General features: G+C 29.0%; 5 protein-coding genes and 1 pseudogene. 2 read left to right on the top strand and 4 right to left on the bottom strand.

What is annotated here, in order from left to right; translation table 11 throughout:
• A partial coding sequence (locus ACIQ56_RS14325; RefSeq protein ID WP_397601726.1) for a peptidylprolyl isomerase occupies positions 1–326 on the bottom strand: 326 nt, incomplete at its 3' end.
• A 124-nt stretch (positions 327–450) separates the two neighbouring features.
• On the opposite strand from ACIQ56_RS14325, the gene ACIQ56_RS14320 reads away from it, so the two are divergent.
• Positions 451–1569, top strand: a complete 1119-nt coding sequence (locus ACIQ56_RS14320; protein WP_397601725.1) for a S1/P1 nuclease — start codon at positions 451–453, stop codon at positions 1567–1569.
• 167 nt (positions 1570–1736) lie between these two features.
• The gene (locus ACIQ56_RS14315; RefSeq protein ID WP_397601724.1) at positions 1737–2147 is read left to right on the top strand and encodes a hypothetical protein; all 411 of its coding nucleotides are present in this window, start codon (positions 1737–1739) and stop codon (positions 2145–2147) included.
• Positions 2148–2164: 17 nt separating this feature from the next.
• Here the strand turns inward: ACIQ56_RS14315 and ACIQ56_RS14310 are convergent, their stop codons facing one another.
• The 3 genes and pseudogenes from ACIQ56_RS14310 to ACIQ56_RS14300 all read right to left on the bottom strand — a co-directional run.
• Positions 2165–3250, bottom strand: coding sequence for a tyrosine-type recombinase/integrase (locus ACIQ56_RS14310; protein ID WP_397601723.1), 1086 nt, complete (start codon positions 3248–3250; stop codon positions 2165–2167).
• Entirely contained in the window at positions 3234–4241 is a 1008-nt protein-coding gene (mvk, locus tag ACIQ56_RS14305) for a mevalonate kinase (protein ID WP_397601722.1), read from the bottom strand. The genes ACIQ56_RS14310 and mvk overlap by 17 nt, the downstream gene beginning before the upstream one ends.
• Positions 4238–4994, bottom strand: a pseudogene (locus tag ACIQ56_RS14300) (hypothetical protein); the annotation flags it as partial. The gene mvk and the pseudogene ACIQ56_RS14300, both read right to left, overlap by 4 nt.

Raw genomic sequence — 4994 nt, 5'->3', positions numbered from 1 at the left:
ATTGTGTTATTATAATAGCCAGCTTTGACATATTGTATGAAATTGTTTACCGTGAGGGGGTCTTTCTCTTTAAAAAGGTCGAGTCTTATTTTTCCCTTACTTGTCATTATGACGACCTCTATATCCCCTTTAGGGACACTAGGTTCAGATAAGGCAAGATTTTTTTGCTGATTTTGGTTTTTTTGCTGTTTGCTCAACTTTTTTTTACGTACTATTTTTTCTTTTTTTACTTCGGCTTTTTTTTCTACAGCAGCATGTATATCAAAAGTTGGAATAATAAATAAAAGATTAATAAGAACGAGTGAAATTTTAAACTTTTGAAACATTAGTAAGATCTCCTTAAACGGTCTTTTATTAAAAGACAGAGTTATCTTAATTGAAATAGTTTAAAAAACGAAGAATTGTGTATCATTTTTTTATTTTGAGTTTAAATATAATTTAGAGGTAATAATGAAAAATAGAGTCCGTATTTCTGGTTTAATTGTGTGTTCATTTGCTTTAAACTCCACTTCTTATGCATTTTGGGATCAATCTCATCAGCTTATTAGCGAAATTGCAGGTCGTAAAATTTCAAATAAATCATCAAAAGAGATAGATAGACTTTTAAATATAGCCATAGCCAGTCCAGGAAGTGAAGAGTTATCTAAAAATACAAATTCAATTGATACAGCAGCTTCTTGGGCTGATAGTATAAAAGCTTATAAAAATACCAATTCAAATGACAATTTTGCTTTATGCCATTATACAGATATTCCTTTAACAAAAGATATGATTGGCAAAGATATTGATGAAGACCTTGCATTTAATAAATTAAATGAAGTTGTTAAAAATGAAACATTTAATTCTGTAAATTGTTTAAAAAGTGCAGTTAAGACTTTAGTAACCGCAAATGAGAGCGATTTAAATAAAGCAATTTCATTAAGAATGGTATTACATATTGTTGGTGACATTGGTCAACCTCTTCATAGTGCGGCCTTAACAGAGGGTGCTTTTGAAGATGCGGGTGGAAATAAAGTTAAGTTAGAGAGAGTTGTTTCTTTTTCGAATATAGACGGTTCTTCTTCTTCACAAAATAATATGCATAAAATTTGGGATGGATCATTGGGAGTTTATCTTCAATTTCCATATAATCCAGAAGATTCAAAAAAAGGAATATTTACTCCCGAAGAAAAAAAAGCAACAAAATATGATGCATCCGACATTGTTAACAGCAAAGACTTTGTTAATTTAGTCGCAAAAATAACAAAAGATCCCCTAGAACAATCAGTTGAAGGTTGGGTTGTAGATTCTTATAAAGTTGCTGTAAAAAATGTGTATACGGGTTTAATTTTAAAAGGACCAGATGATAAAAATAATGGGATGACTTCTTTATTCAGTGATAGTTGGAAAATGTATCAAGTGAATAGAAAACAAATTGTGGAAACACAAATTAAAAAATCGGGTATTCGTTTATTTATGCTTTTAAATTCTATATTTGATCCAAGTAAATCAAAGGTACAAAATCAATATTCAACTCTAGTAAATATTATTCAAAATGATTCTAATGTGAAGCCGTTTCGAGCGAATTAGAAGTAACTTTTACATAATTATATGAATATACTAATAAAACCCCCTTGTGTTTTAATTATATAAAAATTCTTCCGATAAGCCTTTTTGGTAATGAAAATGCGCTATTTTATTGTAAATAGCTAGGATTTCAAAATAGAATTCTATTAAATTTTCATTCAAAGGTTCTTATGGAAAATGAAGAAAAAAAAGAAATATTACCTGAGAAAATAGATAATGTTGTGCCATTTATCCCTAGAAAAAAAGACACTATTAAAAAATTAGAAGCACCTAAATTAGATCCTTTAAAACCGATTGAAGATCCTCTTAAAACTTCTATATTAGAAACTGCAAAAAATTTTATTAATAATTATGAAAATTATACTGCATTAGATTATTCTAACTTAATAGAAAATGTAGATGCTTTCGCTAAAAAATTGTTAGACGAAAATCATTATTTTAAATCATATAAAGTAACTCATGCAAAATTTCATTTAAATCAAAGTATTTTTTTGAGAAGTTTACCAGAAAATGGAAGAAATATTGAAGAAGAGTGTTCCTTACATATTTTGGACTTTATAGATGACATAGAGACTGTTTAAAATATTTAAAGATATTTTTATTTATTAAGACTTGGATTTGGAAAATGAAGTAAGTCAAGTTTCATAGCAGCAGATTCTTCAATTTCATTTGCTTTTTTTATATATATGGCTGTTGTTGTTATTTCTTTATGGTTTAATAGAGTTTGTATTTGACCTATTGGGGTGCCTTGATTATGAAGCAGGGTTGCTAAAGTTGCTCTACAGCTATGGGTGCTCACTTTTTTTTCGATTCCTGCTTTTTTAGCAGCTTCTATGACCATTTTATAAATAGCAGGTTGCGTTAATTTTGTATTGGTTTTCACATTTTGAACTCGAATAAACATATACTCTTCTTCTTTTGCATTTGGTCTTAACTCTTGAATATATTTTTTGATTATTTGTGATGTTTTATTGTGAATAATGGGAGAATGTTCTTTATTTCCTTTAGCTGTTATATGTAATCTTGTGAAATCGGATGAAAATTCGATGTCTTTTATTTTAAGTTCACAAAGTTCATTTACTCTCATTCCAACAGATAATAAAGTAACTAAAATGGTATAGTGAAGTAAAGCACTTTTACATTTTTTTGTATTTGAATTTTTTTGAGATAATAATTCGTATTCTTTTTCGCAATGATATAAAATTAATTTCACTTCATCAAGAGTGAAGGCATTCGTTTTACTCTCTTCTTTGTATTTTGGTTTTTGAATAAATATCATTGGATTTATAGTTATTAATTTTCTTTTCTTACAAAACTCTAATAGCGATGATATTGAGTTTAATTTTCTTCTTATTGACTTTTGAGTTAAGTTACCTTTATTTGTTAAGTGATCATGCCACATAATTAAAGTTTTTTCATCAATTTGATTTATATATTCAATATTCATATTTTCTGTAAATGTATAGTTTATAAATTCTTTTAAATCAAAAAGATAACTTTTTTTTGTATTTAAGCTTGAAAAACTTAATAGAAAATGAAGAATGATATCGGAAATGTGATTGGTGGGTTCTCTTTTTGCCCACTCTGCAAGATATTCTAAAGAATTTAAATTTTGGATTATAGAATTTCCCATGGAATTGGGAACAGAAATATTGATAATTTTATTTTCAGATTCGTTTTCCATATTTAGGAACTCTCGTTATAAATAAACATTCTTCATTAAATAAAGAGTATAGCTGTTTTGGTTGAGTTTCAAAAATGCCCATGACCAATCCTCCGCCACCAGCTCCCGTAAGTTTAGCGGCTAAGGCTCCTTCCTTTTTTAATATTTCTATAATGTTGTTTATTTTATGAGTTGATACTCCTAAAACATTTAAATAATGTTGAGCTCTATTCAAATTTTTTGCAAGAGCATTTAAATTTCCTGATTTTAATTCATAGACACAATCATTTGCTAGATTTCCAAGTTGATTTAAAGCATCATTTGTTATTCTGGTGTCTTCTTCAAGTTTTAAGGCAACTTTTTTAACCATGAGTGAGGTTTCACTGCGCTCTTGAGTGTCAATAAGGGCAAGCCAAAATTCTTTTTCATTTTGAATATATTTATGTTTTTCGCCTTTTGTAAATTCAATCATACCATCACTTGCAACAGCAGTTACATCTAAGCCACTTGCTTTTCCAAAATGAAATAAACAATCTATTTCATTTGCAAATTGAATTTGTTTTTCAATTGTAATTTCTTTATTCATAATATTTTTTTCTAAGGCAATCTGAGCTGCTATTTTAAGGAAACAAGTGCTTATTGCAGCACTACCACCCATTCCACCACCTAGAGGAATTTCAGATTCAACTAAAATAAGCTGTGGAGTAAATTCAAAAATATTTTCTGTTACTTTACATAAAGATAGTGCTTTTTCAAAAGCTTTTATGAGGAGTTTTTTAATATGAATTTCGGGCTCATATTTTTTACCTTTAACAATGGTACTCCAAGAATGATCCCAAGATTCTAATGGTATATCGGGAGCGCATAATTTCATTTGAAGACGGACGTCTGGAAGTGCCATAGCAATTGCTTTGTGTCCATAAACCACAGAATGCTCGCCAATTAATATGGCTTTGCCACCTGCATTAGCGCTTATTGTTACTTTAGAAAGAAAATTATTATTTAAATTCATTTTAAATAACTTTCTAGAGTATTTATATTTTTTACTCTATTAAAAGAATTTTTTCCAATTAATAAACCTTCATTGAAACAATTTGTAAGAGTTTTAATTTCTCTATTAAGCATGGCTTGAGATAATTCATGAAATTTTTGTAACATTATTTTTGCTTCGGGCATATATAAAACATGAATATTAGGACCTGCATCTAACGTCCATAATGCTTTTACATCGTATTCATTGCGAAGTTGAATAAATAAACCTATGAGTTTTGCAACTTCATTTGTTAAATAGCATGCTTTAGGTTCACCTGTCTGCATAACGGCATGCATAGAATATGCATCTTCTTCAGTTAGAGATTGGACACATTCGAAGTCAAATTCTAATAAGGCTTTTTGTAATAATTTTAATTTATGAGAAATTCCAGAAGTTCTTATGATATTTAAAGGTGAAGTTTGAGCATATTTGTGTCCATCAGAACTTGAAGTCTGTTTTTCATCACTGTTAAGAATAAAAACAGAGTGTTGAAGTTGACGCCATTTGGGATGGTATTTAACACTACTTGTGTTTGTAAATTTATTTTTATTTAAAATAGGGGCTTCCCATTTTACAAAAGATTCTTCTTCACTTGTAAAGACACTTCTTGTTGCAGAACCGCTTCCTAATCTAGCCCATTCTGTTAGCCAAAATAAAAGCTCCGATTTTGTAAAGTGTTTTTCCAGCTGTAGTAAATCAGCTATGGCTCCAACTAAAGCGGCATAACCTGAA

This window comes from Silvanigrella sp. (assembly GCF_044369315.1).
Classification (GTDB): Bacteria; Bdellovibrionota_B; Oligoflexia; order Silvanigrellales; family Silvanigrellaceae; genus Silvanigrella.
The sequence above is the reverse complement of the archived record's forward strand: the minus strand, read 5'-3'. Positions and strand labels throughout refer to the sequence as shown.

Excerpts from the sequence above, each read along its gene's own strand:
- ACIQ56_RS14320 (WP_397601725.1), top strand. The coding sequence starts at position 451 with ATGAAAAATAGAGTCCGTATTTCTGGTTTAATTGTGTGTTCATTTGCT.
- ACIQ56_RS14315 (WP_397601724.1), top strand. The coding sequence starts at position 1,737 with ATGGAAAATGAAGAAAAAAAAGAAATATTACCTGAGAAAATAGATAAT.
- ACIQ56_RS14310 (WP_397601723.1), bottom strand. The coding sequence starts at position 3,250 with ATGGAAAACGAATCTGAAAATAAAATTATCAATATTTCTGTTCCCAAT.
- mvk (WP_397601722.1), bottom strand. The coding sequence starts at position 4,241 with ATGAATTTAAATAATAATTTTCTTTCTAAAGTAACAATAAGCGCTAAT.